Source organism: Microlunatus endophyticus, assembly GCF_014646195.1.
In the GTDB taxonomy this organism is placed as follows: domain Bacteria; phylum Actinomycetota; class Actinomycetes; order Propionibacteriales; family Propionibacteriaceae; genus Microlunatus; species Microlunatus endophyticus.
In genome coordinates this window covers 1-21,998 of record NZ_BMMZ01000004.1, presented here as the reverse complement: position 1 = coordinate 21,998, position 21,998 = coordinate 1, and the positions used below count along the sequence as shown (strand labels likewise).

Below are 21,998 nucleotides of genomic sequence, written 5' to 3'. Positions count from 1 at the left end.
TGGTGCTTGGCGACCCCCTGGACGAATGGAACGACGATTACTTCGGCCCGCTGTAGTCCGGGTCGAGACATCCCAATCGGGTGGGCGAGCATGATCGCCTGTCGGGGACCCTACGAGTGCTGCTTGCCGAAGCGGCGGATGGCCGCATCCTGCAGCGCGAGCCGGCGGAGCGCGATCAGCAGCGGCTCGATCAGGATCGTGCCGAGCACGGCCTGCCGGACGGCTGCTTCGGGCGTCTCGGTCGGCACCGTGCCCATCTCGGCGACAGTCAGCCGCTGCACCAGTTCGGCGTAGCGCCGTACCCCGCCGGTGATCAACAGCAGCTGTGCCTCGTCGATCGCCGTCAAGGCAGCTTCAAGATCAACAAGTGCTGGACTACCGGGTTCCACCTGCCAGCCGAGTTGATCAACAAGCTCCCGGGCAGCAGCCGGTTCGGCCTCTGCCTCGCCACCGCTGACCGCCATCGACGCCCGGCCGAGACGCTCCAACACCGGCCCTTCAGGCGCATCGATGGCCGCCAGCACGGATTTCGCCGTCGTGATCGACAACCGGGCCGGGCCGATCAGCGCCCGGATCAACCGCAGCCGGGCGACGTGGCCGTCGTCGTACTGGGCCTGCGTCGCCGAGGTCAGCTCGCCGGAGTGCAGCAGCCCCTCCCGCAGGTAGTACTTGATCGTGGCCGTCGGGACTCCGCTGGCCCGGGACAACTCGGAGATACGCACGGAACTCCTTGCCAGCACTATTGGACAGTGTTACTCTCCAATATTAGAGAGTGACAGTATCCATCATGCCGGGAGGCTGGATCATGGCGGGGATCAACACGGGTCGGATGACCCACGACTACGCGATCAGCGAGGACGGCGTCACCGAGGGCAACACAGACAGAGACTTGGTCGTCTTCCTGATCGGCATGACGATCAACCGGTGGTGGCGACCAGATCGCTGGCTGCCGGTCTTCGCCGCGATGCCGCGAATGCTCCGCGAACTCTCCCAGGACAAGGAATCCGGGCTGCTCGGGTACCGGTTGATCTTCGACCTGCGAGGGCCGTGGCTGGTCCAGTACTGGAGCAGCCTCGACAAGTTGTACGCCTACGCCAGCGACCCGGCGGCAACCCACCGGCCCGCCTGGGCGGCGTACAACCGCAATGCGCGCAAGGCCGGCGGCGTAGTGGGTGTCTGGCACGAGACCTTCCAGGTCGAGCACGCCGAGTCGATCTACGTCAACACGCCGCTGCAGGGGCTGGCCAAGGCGACCGGCATCAAGCCGGTCACCGGACGACTCAACACCGCCCGACAGCGGATCACCCAGGAGCCGTCAAGCCCGGCGTGACTCACGCGTTGCGCGAGTTGCGCAGGTGGGAGATCAGCACCGCCAGGATCGACTCGAGGTGGTCCGTGCTTCCGGTCGTACGCAGGACGACAACGCCACCCTGGATGCCGGCGACGAAGGCCGCAGCCATCCGCCGGGCATTGATCCCCGGGCCGACCGCACCCTTGGCCTGCATCGTCCTGATACCTGCTTCGACCCGGTCCTGCCACTGTCTCAGCAGAACGGTGGAAACCTCGGCCGCACCGGGAACAGTGCCGAGCTGATTCATCAGCGCAGCCATCGGGCAGTTGACACCCTGCGCGCGGTACCGGGCGATCACCGCCTTGCGCCAGCGATCCCAGGCCGCCCACGAGTCGAGCGCGTCAAGATGCGGCTGCTGGTCCTCCAGTACCCGATCGGCCTCCGAACGCGCCACCTCGAGGAACAGCTCCTCCTTGCCGCCCGGGAAGTAGTGGAAGAGCTGGCTCTTGCTGGTGTGCGTCACTCCCCGGATGTCATCCAGGGTCGCGGTGCCGGGATCCGAACTGCGCAGGTACGCCGCCGCACCGTCGATGATGAGCTGCCGCATAGCGCGGCCCTTCGTCGTCAGCACCATGGTTGGAAGCGTACCCGCACTTTGGACCCGCCGGTCCAACTTCGACAGTATTTTGGACTTGCAGGTCCAGAACGCTGTACCTACCTTCGAGGTGTGAATCAGAACCCGATGAACACCTATTACCTCTTAGGCCGCTCCGGCCTTCGTGTGAGCCGGCTGGCTCTCGGCACGATGAACTTCGGCGTGGCCGGATTCCATGCCGGGTACGGAAAGACCGAGGAGGATGCCGAGGCGATCTTCCGTCGCTACGTCGAGGCCGGCGGCAACTTCATCGACACCGCCGACTTCTATACCGCCGGCCAGAGCGAACGGATCCTCGGCCGGTTGATCCGCAGGGCAGGCAACCGCGACGAGGTCGTTCTCACCAGCAAGTTCACCAACACCGTCGACCAGACGACGCGGCCCAATCCGAACGCGAGCGGCAACGGCCGGGCGCACATCGTCCGCGCGGTCGAGGCATCCCTGCGTCGTCTCGACACCGACTACCTCGACCTCTACCTGCTGCACACCTGGGACCGGATCACCCCGGTCGAGGAGGTCGTACGGACTCTCGACAATCTTGTCCGGGAGGGAAAGATCCGCTACGCAGGGCTGTCGGACGTACCGGCCTGGTACGCAGCCCGCGCCCAGACCTATGCCGAGGTGCACGGCCTTTCGCCGATCATCACCGTGCAACTGCCGTACTCGTTGGCAGAACGATCACTCGAGGCGGAGTACGTGTCGATGGCACAGAATCTCGGTATCGGCCTGACCGCCTGGAGCCCGCTCGGGGGCGGATTGCTCACGGGCAAGTACACCCGCGCAGGCGATGGCGTCAGCGGCGAGGGCCGGATCGCCAACCCGGATGCTCCGAGCAAGCCTCTCACCGAACGGGACTGGGCCGCAGTGGATGCACTGCGCGAGGCCGCCGACACCGTCGGGGCACCGATGGCGCAGGTCGCACTCGCGTGGGCGCTGGCCCGGCCCGGCATCACGTCACTGGTCACCGGGGCCAGCAGCGTACGGCAGTTGGAGAGCAATCTGGCAGCGACCGGGTTGACCCTGCCGGCTGAGGTCATCACCACACTCAACGCGGCGACAGCGCCGGAACCCACCGCGCCGTACGCGATGTTCACCCCGCAGTACCAGTCCTGGGTGATCAACCCGGGCGTCGTGGTCGCCGATCAGCCGGCGACCTTCAGTCGCCCGGTGATCAACGGTGCCACGGACTGATCGGTGCCATGATGTCGTGCATCGCGACCACTACACCGCAATCACGGAGGCGCCATGCCGAACCATCCGGTGCTGATGCACACCGCGCTCGATGCCACCGATTGTCGCGGGCTCGCCGAGTTCTACCGGCAACTGCTCGGACTGCACTACCGACCGGGCGACGAACCACCGGAGAGCGGGCCCGACGAGGCCGACTGGCTGGTGCTGATGGACGATGATGATCATCGGGTGCTGGCCTTCAACCAGGTGAGCGAGTTGGCCCGGCCGACCTGGCCCACCGACGAGGTGCCCAAGCAGATGCACCATGACTATCTGGTCGCCGATGTCGATGAGCTCCGGCGGCAACGCCGATATGCCGAGGAACTCGGTGCCACACTGCTGTTCGACCGCACCGACGAGGAGGACGAGCCGCTGTATGTGCTTGCCGACCCGGCCGGACATCCGTTCTGCCTGCTCGTGCAGTAGCTGCGTACCCCTAAACTGTCGGGACGGCCGGAGTGGTGGAATTGGCAGACACGCAGCACTTAGGATGCTGTGCCCCAGGCGTGCGGGTTCAAGTCCCGCCTCCGGCACCAGCGCATGAGCCCTACGGGTTGTTGGCGACGCCCTCGTCGACCTCGAGCTTGTGGGCCGCGGTGATCTTGGAGTAGCTGAAGCCGGCGATCGCCGCACCCGCGATCGGCGCCACGATGAACAACCAGACCTGTTCCAGCGCACCGCTTCCGGCGAACCAGGCGACACCGATCGAACGGGCCGGGTTGACCGAGGTGTTCGTGACCGGGATGCCGACCAGGTGGATCAGAGTCAGCGCCAGGCCGATCGCGATCGGGGCGAAGCCCTTCGGCGCCCGGTCGTCGGTCGCACCGAGGATCACGTACAGGAAGAACGCCGTCAGGACGATCTCCACGATCGCACAGGCCAGCAGCGAGTAGTGATTGGGCGAACGATCACCGTAACCGTTGCTGGCGAAGCCACTGTCGACAGCACTGAAGCCCGGCTTGCCGTTGGCGATCACCCACAGCACCGCACCGGCCGCCGAGCCCGCAACGATCTGGGTGATGATGTAGCTGGGAACCCACTTCCATTCGATCCGGTTGGCGATCGCCAGCCCGATCGTGACCGCCGGGTTGAAGTGTCCGCCGGACACGTGGCCGACCGCGAACGCCATCGTCAGCACCGTCAGACCGAAGGCCAGCGCCACACCGAGATATCCGATCCCGACCGACACCTGGTCGGTGTTGAGTACGACACCGGCCAGGATGGCGGCACCACAGCCGCCGAAGACCAGCCAAAACGTGCCCAGGAACTCCGCACCGATCCGAGCTGCAGGAGTGGAGGAATCCATGACCATCTCCTTACGTTGTCCACACCCCACACATTGGGGAACGTAAGTCACCTTAGGGCAGCCGCAGTCCCTGGCTTCGGATCATCTCGGCCGGTCGCGATAGCTTTCCGGCAACGTTTCCTACCGGCGGACGTAGCTGACCCAGGCGAAACCGTCGTGATCATCGTCCCGGGCCGACACCAGCCACTGGTCATGATCGATCTCCGGGAAAGTCGCATCACCCTCCGGCTCGAGGTCGACCTCGGTGATCTCCAACCGGTCGGTACGATCAAGGGCCGCACGGTAGATGTCTCCCCCGCCGGCGATGAATACCGGTCCGTCGGGGTCGATCTGGGCGGCCCGCTCAAGTGCACGCTCGATCGAGTCGACGGTCTCGACCCCGTCGGCCGACCAGTCCGGATTGCGGCTGATCACGATCGTGCTGCGCCCAGGAAGCGGGCGGCCGATGGAGTCGTAGGTCTTGCGGCCCATGATCAACACGTGGCCGGTGGTGAGCTTCTTGAAGCGCGCCTGGTCGCCCTTGATCCGCCACGGGATCTCCGGGCCGTTGCCGATCACGCCGTTGCGGGCGACCGCGGCGATCGCGACGACCTCCATACTCTGCGACAAGCTCGGGCCTAGACCGCGATCGGGGCTTTGATGCCCTTGTACGGGTCGTAGCCCTCGACGCTGATGTCGTCCAGGGTGAAGTCGTCGATATCGGTGACCGACGGGTTCAAGATCAGCTTCGGCAGCGCGCGCGGCGTCCGGGTGAGCTGCCGCTTCGCCTGCTCGACGTGGTTGAGGTAGAGGTGCGCATCGCCCAGGGTGTGCACGAAGTCGCCGACCCCGAGCCCGGTGACCTGGGCGATCATGTGGGTCAAGAGGGCGTACGAGGCGATGTTGAACGGCACGCCGAGGAAGATGTCGGCCGAGCGCTGGTAGAGCTGGCAGCTCAGCCGTCCGTCGGCGACGTAGAACTGGAACATCGTGTGGCAGGGCGGCAGCGCCATCTGGTCGAGCTCGGCGACGTTCCAGGCGCTGACGATCATCCGCCGGGAGTCGGGGGTCTTGCGGATCTGCTCGATCACGGTCCTGATCTGGTCATGGGTGTCCGGTTCGCCGTTCTCGGCGGCGATCGGATCCGGCCAACTGCGCCACTGGTAGCCGTAGATGGGCCCGAGTTCGCCGGAATCGTCGGCCCACTCGTCCCAGATGCTGATGTCGTGCTCATGCAGCCAGTTGACGTTGGTTTCGCCGCGCAGGAACCAGAGCAGCTCGCCGAACACCGACCGGGTATGGATCTTCTTGGTGGTCAGCAGCGGGAACCCGTCATTGAGGTTGAAGCGCATCTGGTAGCCGAAGACACTCAGCGTGCCGGTGCCGGTCCGGTCACCCTTCTCGGTGCCGTTGTCCAGCACATGCTGCAGCAGATCCAGATACGTCTTCATCGCCCACTCACCCCTCAGACCGCTTCCTTCACAAGGTCCACCAACACTTCGACGATCGCCCGCACTGCAATGCCGCGGTGGCTGATCGCGTCCTTCTCCTCGGCCGACAACTCCCCGTTGCTGAGCTGTCGCCCCGCCGCGACGGTCGCATCAGCGACGAACATCGGGTCGTACCCGAACCCATTATCACCACGAAGCTCCGACAACAGCCGACCCGCCATCCGCCCGTGTCGGACGAACTCCCTGCCGTCGGGGAGCACCAGCGCGACCGCGCTGACGAACTGCGCCGCACGCCGTTCGTCGGCCACGTCGTCCAGCTGGGCCAGCAGCAGCGCGTTGTTGGAGTCGTCGGTGGCATCCGGCCCGGACCAGCGCGCCGACCGGACGCCCGGCATGCCGTTGAGCTCATCGACCGCCAGCCCGGAGTCGTCGGCCAGGGCCGGCAGTCCGGTGCGGGCGACGGCCGTGCGGGCCTTGATCAGCGCGTTGCCCTCGAAGGTCCGCTCGGTCTCGGCCGGCTGCGGGTAGGCCGGGAAGTCGGCCAGCCCGTGCACCTGGATGTCCAGCGCGGCTGCGGCCGGGTTCTCGGCGACCATCCGGCGCAACTCGACCAGCTTCTTGGCGTTTCCGGTCGCCAGCACCACCTCGTACGCCATGCCGATTCTCCGGATTCGGTCAGTCCGCCAGCGCGGCCTGCTGCAGTTCCTTCAATGTCGTGCAGCCGTCGGTCGCCAGGTCGAGCAGCGTGTTCAGGGTGTTGCGGTCGAACGGCGCCCCCTCAGCGGTGCCCTGGACCTCGATGAAGTCGCCCGTTCCGCTCAGCACCACATTCATATCGGTGTCGGCCACCGAGTCCTCGCTGTAGGCCAGGTCGAGCATCGGGATGCCGTCCACCACCCCGACCGAGATCGCCGAGACCGAGTTGGTCAGCGGTTCTCCCGCCAGCGCGTTGCGGTCCCGCAACCAGCTGACCGCATCGCTGAGCGCGACATAGGCGCCGGTGATCGAGGCCGTACGCGTACCGCCGTCGGCCTGCAGGACGTCGCAGTCCAGCACGATGGTGTTCTCGCCGAGCGCCTTGTAGTCGATCACCGCGCGCAGACTGCGGCCGATCAGCCGACTGATCTCGTGCGTACGCCCACCGACCCGGCCCTTGATCGACTCGCGGTCGTTGCGGGTGTTGGTCGCTCGCGGCAGCATCGCGTACTCGCTGGTCACCCAGCCCAGGCCGGAGCCCTTCCGCCAGCGCGGTACACCCTCAGTGACGCTGGCGGCGACGAGCACCCGGGTCTTGCCGAATTCGACCAGCACCGACCCTTCGGCGGAGTCCAGCCAGTTGCGGGTGAACCTGACCTCGCGCAACTGGTCGTAGGCGCGGCCGTCCGCGCGGGGTCCGGTGCTGCTCGTCGTCTCGGTCATGGCCGCAACCCTAACGACTGAGCTGCTCCGCCGGACATCCGATCTTGATGTACGTCCGCAGTGCCCGACCGTCCAGGGTGACCAACGTTCCACCCGCGGCCAGGACGGTCTCGGCGATCAGCGCGTCGTAACAGGCACCACCGGAGATTCCGAGTCCGACCAGTCGGGATGTCGCCATCTCCCGATAGCGACCCGACGACAGAACCAACGGCTCTTCGGGAAAGACCGCGGCCAGGAATTCAGCAGCCAGACCGGCGGCGCTCGGTGCGGACCGGGCAACCGGGTCAGCACACTGTAGGCCTCCAACAGCGCGTGGGCGACGACCCGGGGGCGCTGCCGAAGCTCCGCCGCGGCCGAGGCGTGGTCCTGATGCCAGCCGGCGAACGCCGCGACGATGACACTGGTGTCAACGGCCCTCACCGACGCAGTTCCTCCACCGTGGCACGGACCGTTTCCGCGGTGAGTTGCTCGACCGGCTCATCCGGAACGGCGACCGGAAGTCCGTCACGGACCTCGAGATGCATGCCGATTCCGGACACGTCAATGCTGACCCGGCCGTCGACGACGGCGATGTCGAGCGGTTGCCCCGGCTGTAGTCCGAGTTGCCGTCGCACCTCCTTGGGGATCACCACTCGCCCACCGGCGTCCATGGTTGTGCGCATGGGTCGAGATTACCATTCAGCCTTGTCGAGCCTGGCCGCCTACGATCGGTGCGCATGCAGCCATCCGCCTCCGCCGGCCTCACCCGGGCGCTCGATCTCGGCACCCGGAAGTTCTGGCGGCTGACCGGACGCAAGATCGACCCGTACGGGTCCGGCCGTTGGTTGCGGGCACCGCAGAACACCGGTTCGCTGGTCGAGGACAGCTGGCTGCCGGCCGCGGCCGACCTACTCGGCGGGACGGTCGTCACCGACGACGCCGATGCCGGCCTTCTGGCCGACATGGCCGAACTCGACGGACCAGGCTTCGACGCGGGGGATCTTCATCCCGCCGTCCGTGACTTCTACGAGCACACGGCCCGCTACCGCCTGGAGGTGTGGTCGGCATGGTCGCCGCTGTTCTGGCCGCCGGGCGAGCTGATCTCCCGGGTCTGGGGCAAGCGGTTGCAGCAGCTGGCGGTGCCGATGCGTCCGCTGGACACTGCCCACGGCATGGGCAGCCGGGTGCTGCCGATCCGCGATCCAGCGGGACGGCAGCTGGCGGCCGGCTGGCTGCGCACCCTGCGGTCGACCGGTGAATACGTCTACGGCGGCCTGTACGCGCCGCGGCTGTTACCGGGCGGTACCCGGCCCGCCGTCAACGTCGCCTTCCCGCTGGAGTCCGGCAACATCCAGGCGAACTTCATGCCGTACGCCGACCAGCACGACGGCGCCTTCCGGTTGGAGTCACCACCAGGGCCGTTCGGTGCGCCCGGCACCTATGTGGTCGCGGAGGACGCGGGCCGGACCTTCGCGGCGCGGCTGCCGTTCCACGAGTCGTTCCGGGTCTATGTGGACGACGAGGGCGTGCTGCGCACTGATCATGAACTGCGGATGTGGCGGACTTCGGCCTTCAGGCTGCACTACAAGCTGCAGCGAGCCGACTGATCACCGTCTGACGACCCGCCTGACCAGACCCCTGGTCGCACCCTCGACCGGACCGTCGAAATGCCGGCCGGCAGCGGCCAGCACCTGCTCCGGATCGTGCCACGGCGGAATATGGGTGATCATCAGCGACCTGGCACCGGCCCGGGCGGCATGATCACCGGCCTGGGAGCCGGTCAGATGCAGGCCGGGCGGATTGTCGTCGTCATCGAGGAAGGCCGACTCGGCCAGCAGCAGGTCGGAGCCGCGGGCAAGATCAACCAGCGCATCCGTCGGCCCGGTGTCGGCCGAATAGGCCAACACCACACCATCGGACTCGATCCGCATCCCGTACGTCGGCACCGGGTGACTCATCAAAGCCGTGGTGATCGTGAACGGGCCGACCTGCTGGCTCGGTTGCCAGCTGTGCGGAGTGAAACTCGACGTCAGATCTTCATGATCATCACCGTTCGCACTGGAGTCGTAGGCCCTGGTGATGCGCTCCAGCGTGCCGGGCGGCCCGTACAGGTCGACGGGATCCCAGGGTGCGTCGGGCGCGTAGCGGGAGGCGACGTGGAAACCGCACAGGTCGATGCAGTGATCGGGATGCAGGTGGCTGATGCCGATCGCATCGACCCGACGCGGATCGATCAGCCGGTAGAGCCCGCCCATCGCACCCGGACCACAATCGACCAGCAGCGTGAAGGTCCGCCCCCGGTACGGCGCGGTGATCAAATAGCTGGAAGCCGGCGACTCCGGCCCGCTGATCGAACCACTGCAGCCGATGATCGTCAGGTCCATGCCCGCCCCACAGCTGTCCCCCTCGGGCTCGACGGCTCGCTGAACTGCACCACATCGGTGATCAACTCCGGGATCAGCCTGCGGCCCAGCCGCGAGAACGACTCCGGATTGCCGGTGGTCAGGAACGTGTGCCGCGCCTCGCGCGGCTCGTTGTGGGTGAGCCCGTCGGCCGACAGCTCAGAGTAGACGCTGTCGGCACAGGCCGCCGCGCTGGACACTAGGGACACCCCGTCACCCAGCACCACCGACAGCACCCCGGTGAGCAGCGGATAGTGCGTGCAGCCCAGCACCAGAGTGTCGATACCCGCCGCCCGCAACGGCGCCAGATAGTCCTCCGCAGCCGCCAGCAGCTCTGGCCCGCCGGTGATCCCGGCCTCGACATAAGGAACGAATTTCGGACAGGCCGCGGTGAAGAGCTCGACCCCGGGCGCCACAGCGAACGCGTCGTCGTAGGCCATCGAGTGAGCAGTGGCCTCGGTGCAGATCACCCCGATGCGCCCGTTGCGGGTGGTGGCCACAGCCCGCCGGGCCGCCGGCAGGATGACCTCGATCACCGGCACGTCGTAACGCTCCCGGGCGTCGCGGAGAGTGGCGGCGCTACCGGAGTTGCAGGCGATCACCAACGCCTTGACGCCCAGGCCAACGAGATGATCAAGGCACTCCAGGGTGAATTCCCGTACGTCGGCGATCGGCTGCTCGCCGTAGGGCGAGCGCGCGGTGTCACCGAGGTAGACGATGTCCTCGTTGGGCAGCTGATCCATGACGGCACGGGCCACGGTCAGGCCGCCGAATCCGGAGTCGAAGATCCCGATCGGCGCCTGCGCGGCGGTTTGCGGTCGCTCGGGCGTCACAGTCGGGCAGCTTAATCGTCAGGTCCGACTCCCAGGTTCTGCACATGTCGTTCATAGCTCCGGTGGGCACAGTTGGGCCACGTGCCCGAGGATCCGATGACCACCGACAACCAGTCTGATGATCAGACCGACCGTCAGACCGACCAACAGGACCAACCCGACGGCCCTCGCGCGACCCGACAGCGGTTGGGCCGGCGCGAGGTGCTGGGACTGTCCGGCGTTGTCGCCGGTGCGGCCGCACTCGGTGCAGCCGGACTGGTCGGATACCGGATCGGCAGGTCTGACGGGACCGCGACCTCGCGTGTGTCCGCGAGCGCCTCTCCCGACGGATCCTCGGGCACGGCCAACCCAGGTACGGCCAGTACCGCGACCAGCTTCCGGACCCGACCCGACCTTTCGCCGCCCGAAGTGATCATGACTCGCGCCGGGGCTGGCCCGAAGATCGGGAGCCAGAAATACATCTTCCTGGCACCGAAGCAATACACGGCCACGGGGACGACCAGTAGCCAGTCGGGCCCGATGATCATCGATCACGCCGGACGCCTGGTCTGGTTCTCCCCGACCGATTCCGCAGAGGGGCAATCCGATGTGGTGATGGACTTCCGGCCACAGACCTATCGCGGCCGGCCGGTGCTGACCTGGTGGGAAGGCACCTCGGCCAACGGGTACGGCACCGGAACCGGGGTGATTGCCGACAGCAGCTACACCAAGATCGCGACCGTCAACGCGGTCGGGAATCTCCAGGCCGATCTGCACGAATTCCTGATCACTGCGCGCAACACCGCCTACCTGACCGCCTACCGCAGGACCACCACGGACCTGACAGCAGCGGGCGGCCTGTCGAAAGGCAACGTGCTGAGCGGGGTCGTCCAGGAGATCGACATCGCCACCGGCAAGCTGCTCTTCAGTTGGGACAGTCTTGATCACGTTGATCCGACGGCCAGTTACGTCAAGCCCACAACCAATCCCGGCGACACGCTGGACTATTTCCACATCAATTCGATCTTCGAACTGGACAACGACACGCTGCTGATCTCGTCCCGCAATACCTGGGCGGTCTACGCGGTCGCCAAATCCTCAGGGAGGGTGCTCTGGCGGCTCGGCGGTCAGCACTCCGACTTCCACCACGCGACCGGAACTCGGTTCGAATGGCAGCATCACGCCACCCAGCTGCGACCGGGACGGCTGATGATCTTCGACAACGCCTCGGCCCCTGCGCAGGAACGGCAGTCCAGAGCACTGCTGCTTGACGTGGACACGAAGTCCATGACGGTCGCACTGGTTCGGGCCCTGACCCATCCGGCCGGATTGCTGGCCGACAGCCAGGGCAGCTTCCAGCACCTGTCGACGGGTGAATGGTTCGTCGGCTGGGGAGCCGAGCCGTACTTCTCCCAGTTCTCCACCGACGGCACGCTCGTGCTGGACGGCAAGCTCCCCGACAACGTGCAGAGCTACCGGACGCTCTCGGGCACTTGGACCGGCCAGCCAGGTGGTAAGCCGGTGATCACGGCCGGCACCAATGCTGCTCGCGGCTCGACGGTGTACGCCAGCTGGAACGGAGCGACCGAGGTGGCGCAGTGGACGGTGCTGGCCGGCTCGAAGCAGTCGGCGCTGCGCCAGTTGGCGAAGGTACCCCGGGCCGGATTCGAGACCGGAGTCGCGGTGGACAGCACCGGGCCGTACTTTCAAGTGATCGGCGTCGACGTCCACGGCGCCGAGCTGGGCCGCTCTGACGTGCTCAAGGCGAGTTTCTGAGCCCTCGCGCGACGAGCCGGGTCGGCGGCGCTAATCTGCGATCATGGCGCCCTTCTCCCCAACAATCCACAACGAAACGGCGTGAGCGCCGGGATCGCACCCCAGACGCCGGCAATGCAGCCGGTGCGGCAGATCCAGCCGCCGTACGAATGGTGGGAGCGTTTCGTCGCTTCCGACCCCGGGCTGACCCGGCTGCGGACGGCCGGGCAGGCGGTCGCGTCCATCGGCGCGGCCATGCTGGCCGAGTGGTTACTGGCCAGGACCACCGGGCAGACCGACCATGCCGCCACTGTGATCGCGATGATGGTCGGCGCCGTGGTGGGCATGATCTCGACCTTCGTCGGGCCGATGTTCCAGCGTCCACTGGCGGTGCTGGCCAGTCTCGCGCTGGTTCCGGTGCCGATGATCGGCGGGATGGCGCTTGGTCTGGCGCTGGCGCCGTTCCACGTCGCTGCGCTCGCCTCGCTGGTCGTCGTGCTGGCTGCCGGCGCCTACCTGCGGCGTTTCGGGCCACGAGGATTCTTCGGCGGCCAGCTGCTTTTCATGGGCGACTTCTTCGGCTTCTTCCTGGGCCGATTGATGACCATCGCCGATCTCGGACAACTGGCGTTGATCGTGATCGTCGGGACCGCGGTGGCGATCATCGCGCAGTTCACGTTGTTCTATCCCAGTCGGCGGACGGCGTTGCGCCGGCTGCGGCGGTCCTTCGTCGGCCGGGTCAGCCAGGTCGCCGATGCCGCGATCGACCTGCTCGACGACCCCGGTGACAAACAACGCAGCCGGCTGCTGCAGAAGCTGCTGATCCGGCTGAACGAGTGCGCACTGATGGTCGACGCCCAGCTCGCCGATCAGGCCGCACTACCCCGCGGTGCGACGGCGGCCGCGCTGCACCAACGGGTCTTCGACTCCGAGCTGACCCTGACCAACACCGCCCGGTTCGCCGAACGGCTGAGCGACCCGGAGGTGCCGGCGGACCTCCGCGCACTGGTCCGGCAGGCGCTGATCGCCGTCCGGGACCGGGATCCCGACGGCGCCAAGGAGGCGGCGAACGCGATCCGGACGCGACTCAAGGAGACTGGCCCCGCCGACGGAGCCGACGAGTCCAAGCGGCTGGACCAGACCATCAGGATCGTCCTGCACCGCTTCACCACCTCGGTGATCGGTCACGCCGAGGTGATGCGGATGATCCGCGACCACCCGGAGCCGAGCGACATCCCTGACGACAGCGACAACCCGTTCGATCCCGCCGTCACGCTGGCCGGCGGCTGGCTGCCCGGCTCGCAGAAGGTCAGCGCAACCGCGTCCACGGAGGCCGGGGCACGCTGGATCGACCGAGTCAAGCTGGAACCGTACGCCCGGGTGACGATCCAGATGGCTGTCGCGGTGACCGGTTCGATCATCGTCGGCAGCCTGGTGTCGCCGCAGCGCTTCTACTGGGCGGTGATCGCCACCTTCGTCACCTTCATGGGTGCGCACAATGCGACCGAACAGATCCGCAAGAGCGCCTACCGGGTGCTCGGGACCCTGATCGGGGTCGTGGTCGGCGTCGTGCTGGCCCACCTGATCGGCGACCACACCCGGATGTCGATCATGGTCATCCTGGTCGCGCTGTTCTTCGGCATCTACCTGCTGCGGGTCAGCTACGCCTTCATGGTCATCGGCATCACCGTGATGATGGCCCAGCTCTACGTCCAGCTGAACGAATTCACCGACGCGCTGCTGCTGTTACGGCTCGCCGAGACCGCGATCGGTGCCGCGATCGCGTCGTTGACCGTGCTGTTCGTGCTGCCGGTCCGGATCCGGCAGGTGGTGGCGGTCGCCACCCGCGAGCATCTGCAGGCCCTCGACGAGGTCGCCGGACTGGCGATCGAGCGGCTGCGCGAGCCCGGCAGCGACAGCGATCTACGGGCAGCAGCGCGACGGCTGGACGCCGCCTACCAGGCTCTCGAGGCGGCGACCCGACCATTGCGCGGGCGGCTGCCCGGTGTCGGTGGCGGTGGGCTGCGGGAGCAGTTCTGGTACGCCGCCACCTCGTCCCGGCACTACGCCCGCAACCTGGTCATCGACACCGGCTGGAGCTCCTGCCTGCCCGAGGAGCTCGGGGTCGAGCTGCAGACCGCCGGCAAACTCTTGTCCAACTCGATCAAGGAGATCATCGAGGCCTTCGAGGAGCAGTCCTTCACCGACCGGACCTACATGCGCTCGGCCGCGCTCTTCGACCGGATCGCCAGTGGGCTGGACGATGAGGATGTCACCACGCCTCGGCAGCTGGCCTTCCGCGATCTCGAACTGATCGACGGCTCGCTGGCCACCTTGGCGCAGTCGCTCGGCATCCAGGTGGAGGCCCTGGACACCAGCCGGGTCTCGCCGTAGCGGCCTCGGACCTCAGGACGGGATTCGCGCAGAGTCACCGGACAACACGATCTCCTTGATCGGGTCGATGCCGTTGTCCCAGTCGTTGACGTGCATCCCGGCGGCCACCTTGCCGTCGACGATCCAGTACGCCTGGAACTGCCGGCCACCGACGTCGCCGCGCAGCTCGACCTGCGGCCTGCTACCCGGCGCGACGTAGCCGATGTATTCCATCCCGAGGTCGTACTGGTCGGTGAAGAAGAACGGCAGGAAGTCGATCGCCGAGTCCTGGCCCAGCATCGCCCGGGCCGCAACCGGACCGGTGTCGTTGGCCCAGGCCCAATGCTCCACCCGGACCCGGCCGCCGATCAGCGGATGATCGACTTCGGCGATGTCACCGGCCGCGTAGACATCCGGGGCGGAGGTCTGCAGCGAGCCGTCGGTGAGCACACCATGATCAACGGCGAGTCCGGCGTCGGCAGCCAGTGAGATCCGCGGAGCGGCTCCGATCCCGATCAGTACGGCACCGGCGCCGTAGCGGGCACCGTCCTCGGTACTGACGGCTGTCGCCCGCCCGTCGTCGGTCGCGATGCCGGAGACCTTGGCGCCGGTGACCAGGTGGACCCCGTGCTCAGTGTGCAGATCGGCGAAGACCCGCGCCACCTCAGCACCCAGGACACCCAGCAGCGGCTGGTCCAGCGCCTCGAGGACGGTGACGTCGATGTCTCGCTGCCGAGCAGCGGCGGCCACTTCCAGCCCGATCCAGCCGCCTCCGATGATCACCAGCGGTCGGCCGCTGTCGGCCAACACGGTCAGGGCGGAGTCGATCTTGTCGGCATCGTCGACGTCGCGCAAGGTGAAGACGTTCGCTGCGTCCGCGCCGGGAAGCGGGAGCGTACGCGGCTCGGATCCGGTTGCCAGCAACAGTTTCCGGTATGCGATCTGCAGGCCGGACTGCGTGGTGATCGTATGACCGGCAGGATCGAGCCGGGCGGCCGGATCGGCGAGCAGCAGGTCGACGTCGTGATCGGCGTACCACTGTTGATCATGGCTGAACGCCGAGTCCCGGGACTCACTGCCCAGCAGGAATCCCTTGGACAGCACCGGCCGCTCATAGGGCAGGTGATCCTCGGCCGCGACCAGGGTGATCGGTCCGTCGTGCCCCTGCTCGCGCAGTTCCTCGATCGCCTTCATCCCGGCGAGACCTCCGCCGACGATCACCAGTGCGGGATCGGTTGCTGCATCGTTGGAAGCATCCATGAAGCCGACGATAGTGCGCCGGGCCGCGCCGGCGTCAGCCCTGTGCCCATGCCGAGATCGTCAGGGCGATCAGCGGGCCGCCGACCACCACGATCAGGAGGAGATGGGCGACCTTGTGCTCGGCCAGCACGGCGACGAACTCCCGGATCATCGCACTCGGCCAGTAGTAGCCGGCAGTCGGTGCGCCAACCGCCTGGGCGGGCAGCCCGATCTTGCGGGCAAGCATCGCCGCCCGGAGCGTATGGTAGTTGCTCGTCACGATCACACCCTGGCCACCGGCCGGGACCAACTCCGCTGAGTAGCGAAGATTCTGCTCGGTGTTGCGGGACCGGTCCTCGACAAGCACTCCTTGCGGATCGGCGCCGTTCGCGATCGCCCAGTCCGCCATCGCGTGACCTTCGGATCGCTCCTCATCCGGGCCCTGCCCACCCGAGAGCACCAGTAGCCGCGCGTTGCGGCGGGTCCGCTCAACCATCCCCACCCTGATCCGGGAAGCCAGCAGTGGCGTCACCCGGACACCGTCACCGAGCCCGGACCCGAGCACGACGACCCAGTCGGCCGTCCGGTCGCGGACCAATCGCGGATAAAGCAGCGCGTAGCCGACGAAGGCCACGAAATGGAATCCGAAGTAGCCGACCAGGACCAGGGCGATGATCAACAGGCTGATCAGCCAGGGTATCCGCGACAAGATCACCGGCAGCGTACCAACGATGATCACCAGCAGCGCGATACCGGTGATCAACGACAGCAGGTTTGCGATCGTGGGCCGCTCCCGTCTCAGCATCACGACGCCGTTCAAGATCAGGAAGACGGCCAGACAGAGCACCAGCAACGGCGCCAGGATGATCACCACGGCATACCCACCGAATCCGGGCAAGCCGAGATCGGCAAGGGTCTGCAGGGCAAGGAATCCGGCCACCAGCAGCCAGTACGCGTTGGACAGCCGCCGCGGCTCGGCCCGGGTCCGTCCCAGCGCGATCCAGCACACCCCGACGGTGATCATCAGCGGCAGCACCAGGAGAAGCACGCTGATCATCGACTCGGACATGCCCCGAGCCTGTCACAACCGCGGCACACCCTTCGACAGGCTCAGGGATCCGATCCGTGCGACCGCGGTCGTAGCCCGGGAACCTCAGGCCCAGACCTGGGTGTCCAGGTGCTCCTCGACCGAGTCAAGATCAGCAGCGTACGCGCCGGTGGACAGGTACTTCCAGCCGGCGTCGGGGATCACCAGGACGATGTCGGCCCGCTCTCCCGCCTTGTGCGCCTTGGCCGCCTGCGACAGGCCGGCATGCACGATCGCACCGGACGACAGCCCGACGAAGATGCCCTCGTTCTCCAACAGCTCGCGAACCCTGCGGACGGCATCGCGGGACCCGACCGAAACCCGAGCGTCGATCTGGCTGGGGTCGTACAACTCCGGTACGAAGCCCTCGTCCAGATTCCGCAGCCCGTAGACCAGCTCGCCGTAGCGCGGTTCGGCGGCGACGATCGTCACCTCGGGCTTCTTCTGGTGGAAGAAGCGGCCGATGCCCATCAGCGTGCCGGTGGTGCCCAGCCCGGCGACGACGTGGGTGACCTCCGGTAGATCCTCCAGGATCTCGGGGCCGGTGCCCGCAAAGTGCGCTTCGGCATTGGCCGGATTGCCGTACTGGTAGAGCATCACCCAGTCCGGGTGCTCTTCGGCGATCTGTTTGGCGACCCGGACGGCCTCGTTGGAGCCGCCTGCCGCCGGGGACGACACGACCTCGGCCCCCCACATCGCCAGCAGCTGTTTGCGTTCGCTGCTGGTGTTCTCCGGCATCACGCAGACCAACCGGTACCCACTCAGCTTGGCCGCCATCGCCAACGAGATCCCGGTGTTGCCGCTGGTCGGCTCCAGGATCGTCGATCCGGGCCGCAACAATCCGTCCGCCTCGGCCTTGCGGATCATCGCCAGCGCGGCCCGGTCCTTGATCGAACCGGTCGGGTTGCGGTCCTCCAGCTTGGCCCACAGTCGGACAGTCTCACTCGGCGACAGCGTGGGCAGCCCGACCAGCGGGGTGTGACCGACGGAGTCGATCAGCGAGTCGTAGCGGGTCACGACTCAGTGCTCGATCAGCGCGAGCCGCCGGCAACCGCCGGAAGCACCACGACCACGTCGTTGTCGGAGACCGTGGCGTCCAGCCCGCCGGAGAAGCGGACGTCCTCGTCGTTGATGTAGACGTTGACGAAACGACGCAACCCGTCGGCCTCGACCAAGCGGTCCTTCAGGCCGGCGTGGCGGCTCTCCAGGTCGTCGATCACCTGGCCCAGCGTGCCGCCGTTACCGGTGACGGTCTTCTCGCCGCCGGTGTAGGTGCGCAGGATCGTCGGGATCTTGACTTCGACCGCCATCTGGTCACTCCTGTTCTTCGGCGGCCGTCCGGCCGCCAGGCTCAATCCTTCTAGATGCGAAACATCCCTGTTCGCGACAGATATTCCATCGGTCGCCGACTAGTCCTCGACGATGTCCAGCTCTTCCTCGGTCACCTGGCCGTCGACGATCCGGTAGGACCGTACGGACACCGGCCCTTCATCCCTCCCCGATTCGGCCGTGGACACCAGCACATAGTGCGCCTGGGGTTCGGACGCGTACGAGATGTCGGTCCGCGACGGGTAGGCCTCGGTCGCCGTATGGCTGTGGTAGACGACGATGATCTCCTCGTCGGCGGCGTCGAGCTGTTTCGCCAGCTGCAACTGCTCGGACGGGTCGAAACGGAAGAACGTCGGCGACCGGTCGGCGTTGATCATCCGCACCAGGCGGGCGGGACGGTCCGACCCCTCGGGCCCGACGATCACCCCGCAGGCCTCGTCCGGGTGGTCCGCCCTGGCATGCGCGATCATCTCGTCGACGTGGGCGCGGGCGATCCTCAACACGATGTCGCAGCTTATGGACCCCAGCCAAGCGGGTCGTACGCCGCTCGCACTCCGAGATCGCACATATACCCATGGGGGGTATACTTCCGGTATGAGCACACCGGGAAGCCACGGCCAACGCCCTGCGACCGACACCCAGACGATCGACCCGGTGTGCGGGATGACGGTCGGCCGAACCAGCGAGCACACCGCAGAGCTCGACGGCGAGTCCTACTACTTCTGCTCTGCCGGTTGCCGGACCCGGTTCGTCGCCGATCCCCAGGCCTACCTCGGTGAGCGGCACGAGCACCACGAGCACGACCACCACGAGCAGGCCCCCGAGGACGGCGGGCGTCAGTCGAGCGAGTACACCTGCCCGATGCACCCGGAGATCCGCCGCCCGGGACCCGGCGCCTGCCCGATCTGCGGCATGGCGCTCGAACCGGTCACGATCACGGCGGACGCGGAGCCCAGCGCCGAACTGATCGACATGGCACGGCGGTTCTGGATCGGGCTGGTGTTGGCCGCACCGGTCTTCCTGCTGGAAATGACCGGGCACCTGTTCGACCTCGATGCCGTGATACCGGCCGAGGTCCAGGTCTGGGTGCAATTCGTGCTCGCCACACCGGTGGTCGTCTGGGCCGGCTGGCCGTTCTTCGTCCGCGGCTGGGACTCCGTACGCCACCGCAGCCTCAACATGTTCACCCTGATCGCGATGGGCACCGGGGTGGCCTGGGTCTACAGCGTGATCGCCACGGTGGCGCCGGGGATCTTCCCGGCTTCGTTCCACGGCGACAAGGGCACCGTCGACGTCTACTACGAAGCCGCCGCGGTGATCACGGTCCTGGTGCTGCTCGGGCAGGTGCTGGAGTTGCGGGCCCGTGAGCAGACTTCGGGAGCGATCCGCGCCCTGCTGGACCTGACCCCGAAGTCGGCGCGCCGGATCCGCGCCGACGGCAGCGACGAGGACGTGCCGGTCGATCAGCTGCAACCGGGTGACCGGCTGCGGATCCGGCCGGGTGAGCAGATCCCCGTCGACGGCACCGTCGTCGACGGCCGCTCGTCGGTCGACGAATCCCTGGTCACCGGTGAATCGCTGCCGGTCGGCAAGGGCGCCGACGATCCGGTGATCGGCGGGACGCTCAACAGTTCCGGGATGTTGATCATGCGCGCGGACAAGATCGGCCACGACACGGTCCTGGCCCGGATCGTGTCCATGGTGGCCGAGGCACAGCGATCCCGCGCGCCGATCCAGCGGCTGGCCGACAAAGTGTCCGGGATCTTCGTACCGGCTGTGATCGCGGCCGCGGTCATCGCGTTCGTGGTCTGGTCACTCGTCGGTCCCGAGCCCCGCGCGGCACACGGGCTGATCGCCGGCGTCGCGGTGTTGATCATCGCGTGTCCCTGCGCACTTGGGCTCGCGACCCCGATCTCGATCATGGTCGGAGTCGGACGCGGCGCTCGGTCCGGCGTCTTGATCAAGAACGCCGAAGCGCTCGAGCGGATGGAGGAGGTCGACACTCTGGTGGTCGACAAGACCGGCACGCTGACCGAGGGACGGCCGGCCGTGACCAGGATCGTACGAACCGGTGCCGAGTGGACCGATGACGAGGTGCTGCGGCTCGCGGCCGCGGTTGAACGGTCATCCGAGCATCCGCTGGCTCGTGCGGTGGTCGCGGAGGCATCCGATCGCAAGCTCAGCGTGCCCGAGGCCGCTGACTTCGACGCACCCGCCGGCCGAGGGGTTGTCGGGACGGTCGAGGGTCACCAGGTCCTGGTCGGTACGGCCGAACTACTGTCCGACCACGGGACCGACCCGCAGGCCCTCTCCGAGCAGGCGGCCCAGCTGCGCGGCGACGGCGCGACCGTGATCTTCGTCGCGATCGACAACCTGCCGACGGCCCTGCTGGCGATCGCCGATCCGATCAGGGCCAACACCCGGTCCGCGATCGCCGCGCTGCGCTCCGAAGGGCTCAGTGTCGTCATGCTGACCGGTGACAACCGGACAACCGCCGAGGCAGTGGCCGACCGGCTCGACATCTCCGAGGTGGAGGCGGAAGTGTTGCCTGAGCACAAGAGCGAGGTCGTACGCCGCCTTCGCGAGGCGGGCAAGGTGGTGGCGATGGCCGGAGACGGCGTCAACGACGCCCCGGCGCTGGCCGCCGCCGATGTCGGCCTGGCAATGTCGACCGGCACCGACGTGGCGATCGAGTCGGCCGGCGTCACCCTGCTGCACGGCGACCTGATCGGCATCGTCCGGGCTCGGCGGCTGTCCCGGGCGGTGATGGGCAACATCCGGCAGAATCTGATCTTCGCCTTCGTCTACAACGCGGCTGGGATCCCGATCGCCGCCGGCGTCCTCTACCCCGCCTTCGGTCTACTGCTGTCACCGATCATCGCCGCCGCCGCGATGGCGCTGTCCTCGGTCTCGGTGATCACGAACGCCCTGCGGCTCCGGAGCCGGCACCTCGACTGATCAACCCGGCTCGACTGGAGCGAGGACGGCGGAGCTGGAGCAACTCAGAGGGCGGAGACGAGCGTCTCCTGGGCGAAGCCGAGCCAGTCGTAGATGCTGACCATGAAGGCGCGCGGGTCGTCGTCATCGATCATGGCGACGGCATCGGCGCTGTCGTTGTCGGTGATCCCCAGCCGTCCGGCGACGGCCAACCGCAGGCTGGTCAGCACTCGCAACCAACTCCCGGCCTCGGCGATCGGGATCCGCAGATCCTGCTGGCCGCCGTCAGTGGCGGCCAGATGCCGCAGCGCCACCTCGGCATCGGCGACCTTCTTGCGCCGCAGATCGCGGTCGGTGAACCGGCGGAATTCGGCCGATGCCTTGGGGTCGTCGGGGTACGCGTCCGGCAGCAGTCGCCGCAGCACCGGATCATCGGGTGTCTCCACCGGACCCTGGTCCCCCAGCTCGGCCGCCCAGGCCTCGAACGGGTCGTCGGACTCCTCGCCGGCCGTCGGCTGATCGCCTTGCGGTTCGCCCGGAGCGACCAGCTCGATCAACTCGTGCAGCAGCGAATCCAGCATCGCGACCTCGTCGGCACTGAGGTCGGTGCTGATCACCCCGCCGCGGCGCTTGAACCTGTGCATAGACCGGCCAGGCTACCGTCAAGGACAGCCGGCAGCGCTCTAGTTCGAAAATGACCTGACGGTGGGCACTGGGTCAGGCGGCGGGTTGGAGCGTGACGTGGTAGCCGAGG

General features: G+C 67.2%; 24 protein-coding genes and 1 tRNA gene. 8 read left to right on the top strand and 17 right to left on the bottom strand.

Annotation, left to right across the window (positions count from 1 at the left end; all coding sequences use genetic code 11):
- Positions 1 to 110 precede the first annotated feature (110 nt).
- A complete protein-coding gene (locus IEY07_RS09075) occupies positions 111 to 722 on the bottom strand; it encodes a MerR family transcriptional regulator (protein ID WP_188894903.1) in 612 nt (203 codons plus the stop codon).
- Positions 723 to 772: 50 nt separating this feature from the next.
- On the opposite strand from IEY07_RS09075, the gene IEY07_RS09070 reads away from it, so the two are divergent.
- Positions 773 to 1,330 carry a DUF4188 domain-containing protein gene (locus IEY07_RS09070; protein WP_229669883.1) on the top strand — a complete coding sequence of 186 codons (558 nt, stop codon included), beginning with the start codon at positions 773 to 775 and terminating at the stop codon, positions 1,328 to 1,330.
- Between the two features lies 1 nt (position 1,331).
- On the opposite strand, the gene IEY07_RS09065 is transcribed toward IEY07_RS09070, so the two are convergent.
- Entirely contained in the window at positions 1,332 to 1,925 is a 594-nt protein-coding gene (locus IEY07_RS09065) for a TetR/AcrR family transcriptional regulator (RefSeq protein ID WP_188894902.1), read from the bottom strand.
- A 93-nt stretch (positions 1,926 to 2,018) separates the two neighbouring features.
- Here IEY07_RS09065 and IEY07_RS09060 point away from each other — a divergent pair, with 93 nt between their 5' ends.
- The 3 genes from IEY07_RS09060 (at position 2,019) to IEY07_RS09050 (ending at position 3,712) form a co-directional block, all read left to right on the top strand.
- Positions 2,019 to 3,137: an aldo/keto reductase gene (locus IEY07_RS09060; RefSeq protein WP_229669882.1), complete on the top strand. Its 1,119-nt coding sequence runs from the start codon at positions 2,019 to 2,021 to the stop codon at positions 3,135 to 3,137.
- Positions 3,138 to 3,191: 54 nt separating this feature from the next.
- A complete protein-coding gene (locus IEY07_RS09055; RefSeq protein ID WP_188894901.1) occupies positions 3,192 to 3,602 on the top strand; it encodes a VOC family protein in 411 nt (136 codons plus the stop codon).
- Positions 3,603 to 3,628: 26 nt separating this feature from the next.
- Positions 3,629 to 3,712, top strand: a tRNA-Leu gene (locus IEY07_RS09050).
- Positions 3,713 to 3,723: 11 nt separating this feature from the next.
- On the opposite strand, the gene aqpZ is transcribed toward IEY07_RS09050, so the two are convergent.
- The 7 genes from aqpZ to IEY07_RS09015 form a co-directional block, all read right to left on the bottom strand.
- Positions 3,724 to 4,482 carry an aquaporin Z gene (gene aqpZ, locus IEY07_RS09045; protein ID WP_188894900.1) on the bottom strand — a complete coding sequence of 253 codons (759 nt, stop codon included), beginning with the start codon at positions 4,480 to 4,482 and terminating at the stop codon, positions 3,724 to 3,726.
- A 120-nt stretch (positions 4,483 to 4,602) separates the two neighbouring features.
- Positions 4,603 to 5,091 (bottom strand): dihydrofolate reductase, encoded by a 489-nt coding sequence (locus IEY07_RS09040; RefSeq protein ID WP_308422926.1) that lies wholly within the window; start codon positions 5,089 to 5,091, stop codon positions 4,603 to 4,605.
- Positions 5,092 to 5,099: 8 nt separating this feature from the next.
- Positions 5,100 to 5,912, bottom strand: coding sequence for a thymidylate synthase (locus IEY07_RS09035; RefSeq protein ID WP_188894899.1), 813 nt, complete (start codon positions 5,910 to 5,912; stop codon positions 5,100 to 5,102).
- Between the two features lie 14 nt (positions 5,913 to 5,926).
- Positions 5,927 to 6,568, bottom strand: coding sequence for a non-canonical purine NTP pyrophosphatase (locus tag IEY07_RS09030; protein ID WP_188894898.1), 642 nt, complete (start codon positions 6,566 to 6,568; stop codon positions 5,927 to 5,929).
- Positions 6,569 to 6,587: 19 nt separating this feature from the next.
- Positions 6,588 to 7,331, bottom strand: a complete 744-nt coding sequence (gene rph / locus IEY07_RS09025) for a ribonuclease PH (RefSeq protein ID WP_188894897.1) — start codon at positions 7,329 to 7,331, stop codon at positions 6,588 to 6,590.
- Between the two features lie 10 nt (positions 7,332 to 7,341).
- Entirely contained in the window at positions 7,342 to 7,509 is a 168-nt protein-coding gene (locus tag IEY07_RS09020) for a PIN domain-containing protein (protein ID WP_188894896.1), read from the bottom strand.
- Between the two features lie 238 nt (positions 7,510 to 7,747).
- Positions 7,748 to 7,993 carry an AbrB/MazE/SpoVT family DNA-binding domain-containing protein gene (locus IEY07_RS09015; RefSeq protein ID WP_188894895.1) on the bottom strand — a complete coding sequence of 82 codons (246 nt, stop codon included), beginning with the start codon at positions 7,991 to 7,993 and terminating at the stop codon, positions 7,748 to 7,750.
- 54 nt (positions 7,994 to 8,047) lie between these two features.
- On the opposite strand from IEY07_RS09015, the gene IEY07_RS09010 reads away from it, so the two are divergent.
- Complete coding sequence (locus IEY07_RS09010; RefSeq protein WP_188894894.1) at positions 8,048 to 8,917, top strand: hypothetical protein; 870 nt, start codon at positions 8,048 to 8,050, stop codon at positions 8,915 to 8,917.
- On the opposite strand, the gene IEY07_RS09005 is transcribed toward IEY07_RS09010, so the two are convergent.
- Positions 8,918 to 9,694, bottom strand: coding sequence for an MBL fold metallo-hydrolase (locus tag IEY07_RS09005; protein WP_188894893.1), 777 nt, complete (start codon positions 9,692 to 9,694; stop codon positions 8,918 to 8,920).
- Positions 9,685 to 10,545: a glutamate racemase gene (murI, locus tag IEY07_RS09000; protein WP_188894892.1), complete on the bottom strand. Its 861-nt coding sequence runs from the start codon at positions 10,543 to 10,545 to the stop codon at positions 9,685 to 9,687. Before murI ends, IEY07_RS09005 begins: the two co-directional genes overlap by 10 nt.
- 81 nt (positions 10,546 to 10,626) lie before the next feature.
- On the opposite strand from murI, the gene IEY07_RS08995 reads away from it, so the two are divergent.
- Together IEY07_RS08995 and IEY07_RS08990 are read left to right on the top strand one after the other, a co-directional pair.
- Complete coding sequence (locus tag IEY07_RS08995; protein WP_188894891.1) at positions 10,627 to 12,300, top strand: arylsulfotransferase family protein; 1,674 nt, start codon at positions 10,627 to 10,629, stop codon at positions 12,298 to 12,300.
- A gap of 81 nt (positions 12,301 to 12,381) precedes the next feature.
- Positions 12,382 to 14,673, top strand: coding sequence for an FUSC family protein (locus tag IEY07_RS08990; RefSeq protein WP_188894890.1), 2,292 nt, complete (start codon positions 12,382 to 12,384; stop codon positions 14,671 to 14,673).
- A gap of 12 nt (positions 14,674 to 14,685) precedes the next feature.
- Here IEY07_RS08990 and IEY07_RS08985 read toward each other — a convergent pair whose 3' ends face one another.
- The 5 genes from IEY07_RS08985 to IEY07_RS08965 form a co-directional block, all read right to left on the bottom strand.
- Positions 14,686 to 15,912 (bottom strand): NAD(P)/FAD-dependent oxidoreductase, encoded by a 1,227-nt coding sequence (locus IEY07_RS08985; RefSeq protein WP_188894889.1) that lies wholly within the window; start codon positions 15,910 to 15,912, stop codon positions 14,686 to 14,688.
- A gap of 34 nt (positions 15,913 to 15,946) precedes the next feature.
- Positions 15,947 to 16,960, bottom strand: a complete 1,014-nt coding sequence (locus IEY07_RS08980; RefSeq protein WP_188894888.1) for a YdcF family protein — start codon at positions 16,958 to 16,960, stop codon at positions 15,947 to 15,949.
- 84 nt (positions 16,961 to 17,044) lie between these two features.
- Positions 17,045 to 17,995 (bottom strand): PLP-dependent cysteine synthase family protein, encoded by a 951-nt coding sequence (locus tag IEY07_RS08975; RefSeq protein WP_188894887.1) that lies wholly within the window; start codon positions 17,993 to 17,995, stop codon positions 17,045 to 17,047.
- A gap of 14 nt (positions 17,996 to 18,009) precedes the next feature.
- On the bottom strand, positions 18,010 to 18,288 hold the full coding sequence (locus IEY07_RS08970; protein ID WP_188894886.1) for a MoaD/ThiS family protein: 279 nt from the start codon (positions 18,286 to 18,288) through the stop codon (positions 18,010 to 18,012).
- 99 nt (positions 18,289 to 18,387) lie between these two features.
- Entirely contained in the window at positions 18,388 to 18,810 is a 423-nt protein-coding gene (locus IEY07_RS08965; RefSeq protein WP_268239195.1) for a M67 family metallopeptidase, read from the bottom strand.
- Between the two features lie 91 nt (positions 18,811 to 18,901).
- On the opposite strand from IEY07_RS08965, the gene IEY07_RS08960 reads away from it, so the two are divergent.
- Complete coding sequence (locus IEY07_RS08960) at positions 18,902 to 21,265, top strand: heavy metal translocating P-type ATPase (protein WP_188894885.1); 2,364 nt, start codon at positions 18,902 to 18,904, stop codon at positions 21,263 to 21,265.
- A gap of 44 nt (positions 21,266 to 21,309) precedes the next feature.
- Here IEY07_RS08960 and IEY07_RS08955 read toward each other — a convergent pair whose 3' ends face one another.
- A complete protein-coding gene (locus tag IEY07_RS08955; RefSeq protein ID WP_188894884.1) occupies positions 21,310 to 21,888 on the bottom strand; it encodes a DUF2017 domain-containing protein in 579 nt (192 codons plus the stop codon).
- Between the last annotated feature and the right edge of the window lie 110 nt (positions 21,889 to 21,998).

Coding starts and splice junctions, on each gene's coding strand:
- IEY07_RS09035 (WP_188894899.1), bottom strand. CDS start 5,912: ATGAAGACGTATCTGGATCTGCTGCAGCATGTGCTGGACAACGGCACC.
- IEY07_RS08960 (WP_188894885.1), top strand. CDS start 18,902: ATGAGCACACCGGGAAGCCACGGCCAACGCCCTGCGACCGACACCCAG.
- IEY07_RS08955 (WP_188894884.1), bottom strand. CDS start 21,888: ATGCACAGGTTCAAGCGCCGCGGCGGGGTGATCAGCACCGACCTCAGT.
- IEY07_RS08985 (WP_188894889.1), bottom strand. CDS start 15,912: ATGGATGCTTCCAACGATGCAGCAACCGATCCCGCACTGGTGATCGTC.
- aqpZ (WP_188894900.1), bottom strand. CDS start 4,482: ATGGATTCCTCCACTCCTGCAGCTCGGATCGGTGCGGAGTTCCTGGGC.
- IEY07_RS09065 (WP_188894902.1), bottom strand. CDS start 1,925: ATGGTGCTGACGACGAAGGGCCGCGCTATGCGGCAGCTCATCATCGAC.
- IEY07_RS09015 (WP_188894895.1), bottom strand. CDS start 7,993: ATGCGCACAACCATGGACGCCGGTGGGCGAGTGGTGATCCCCAAGGAG.
- rph (WP_188894897.1), bottom strand. CDS start 7,331: ATGACCGAGACGACGAGCAGCACCGGACCCCGCGCGGACGGCCGCGCC.
- IEY07_RS08970 (WP_188894886.1), bottom strand. CDS start 18,288: ATGGCGGTCGAAGTCAAGATCCCGACGATCCTGCGCACCTACACCGGC.
- IEY07_RS09005 (WP_188894893.1), bottom strand. CDS start 9,694: ATGGACCTGACGATCATCGGCTGCAGTGGTTCGATCAGCGGGCCGGAG.
- IEY07_RS09020 (WP_188894896.1), bottom strand. CDS start 7,509: ATGGCGACATCCCGACTGGTCGGACTCGGAATCTCCGGTGGTGCCTGT.
- IEY07_RS09055 (WP_188894901.1), top strand. CDS start 3,192: ATGCCGAACCATCCGGTGCTGATGCACACCGCGCTCGATGCCACCGAT.
- IEY07_RS09030 (WP_188894898.1), bottom strand. CDS start 6,568: ATGGCGTACGAGGTGGTGCTGGCGACCGGAAACGCCAAGAAGCTGGTC.
- IEY07_RS09010 (WP_188894894.1), top strand. CDS start 8,048: ATGCAGCCATCCGCCTCCGCCGGCCTCACCCGGGCGCTCGATCTCGGC.
- IEY07_RS08980 (WP_188894888.1), bottom strand. CDS start 16,960: ATGTCCGAGTCGATGATCAGCGTGCTTCTCCTGGTGCTGCCGCTGATG.